Consider the following 1,200-nt stretch of genomic DNA (forward strand, 5'->3'; position numbering starts at 1 on the left):
TAGTTTGGTGGCGTTTATCAATCCAGATAAAAATCCGCAGGTAATTAACGATGCAGGTAAAGGAATATTGGTACCATCTGTGGTATATTTTAATGGCCAGAATGAAGCCGTTGTAGGTAACGAGGCTAAAGAATACTTAACCACTGACCCTTCAAACACCATTTTTTCAGTTAAAAGATTACTTGGCCGCTCTTACAAAGATGTAGCCGAACATGCAGCTATTTTTTCTTACAAAATTATAGACGATGATAGCGATGCTTTGGTGAAAATCCACGCTGGCGACCGTTTCTACACACCGATCGAATTATCGGGAGAAATTTTGAAAGAACTTAAAGCRAGAGCAGAACATGCCTTAAAAACACCGGTTAACAGGGCTGTAATCACTGTGCCTGCATATTTTAACGATAGTCAGCGTCAGGCCACACGAGATGCCGGAAAACTGGCCGGTTTGGATGTGATGCGTATTGTAAATGAACCTACCGCAGCAAGTTTGGCTTACGGAATTGGTTTAGATCCCTCACAACAAAAAACAATAGCGGTTTACGACTTAGGAGGTGGAACATTTGATGTTTCTATTCTGCAGATCCAGAATGGAATTTTCGAGGTATTGGCCACAAACGGCAATACTTATTTGGGTGGTGATGATTTCGATAGGGCCATTTTACACTACTGGTTGGAGAAAAACAACCTAGATGTAGCCGTAGTTGCTCATGACAATATTTTGATGCAAACCTTACGTCTACAGGCTGAGGCTGCTAAAAAAGCACTATCTACCCAGAACTTATACAACGAGCAAGTTGGCGAAATCTTGTGCACACTTGATAAACAAACTTTTGAGCAGTTAATTTCGGCGAAGGTTGAAGAAACCATCACTGCTTGTAAAAATGCATTAAAGGATGCAGATCTATCAGCCAGCGATATAGATGAGGTAATTTTAGTAGGAGGTTCTACCCGTACACCTTTTGTAAAACAGGCTGTAGAAAATTTCTTTGGTAAAAAACCACAGGATAATATCAATCCTGATGAAGTAGTAGCACTTGGTGCAGCCATTCAGGCCGATGTTTTGGCAGGAAATCGTTCTGATATCTTGTTGTTAGATGTTACGCCACTTTCTTTGGGTATCGAAACCATGGGTGGCCTAATGGATGTAATTATTGCCCGTAACAGTAAAGTACCTACTAAAGCCGGCCGTCAATACAC

Annotated in this window: 1 protein-coding gene; it reads left to right on the forward strand. The window is 41.1% G+C overall.

The window, feature by feature from the left end:
* A partial coding sequence (locus AC1DND_RS28145) for an Hsp70 family protein (RefSeq protein WP_477586185.1) occupies positions 1-1,200 on the forward strand: 1,200 nt, incomplete at both ends.

The sequence above is a fragment of the Pedobacter sp. 01N416 genome (assembly GCF_056399685.1).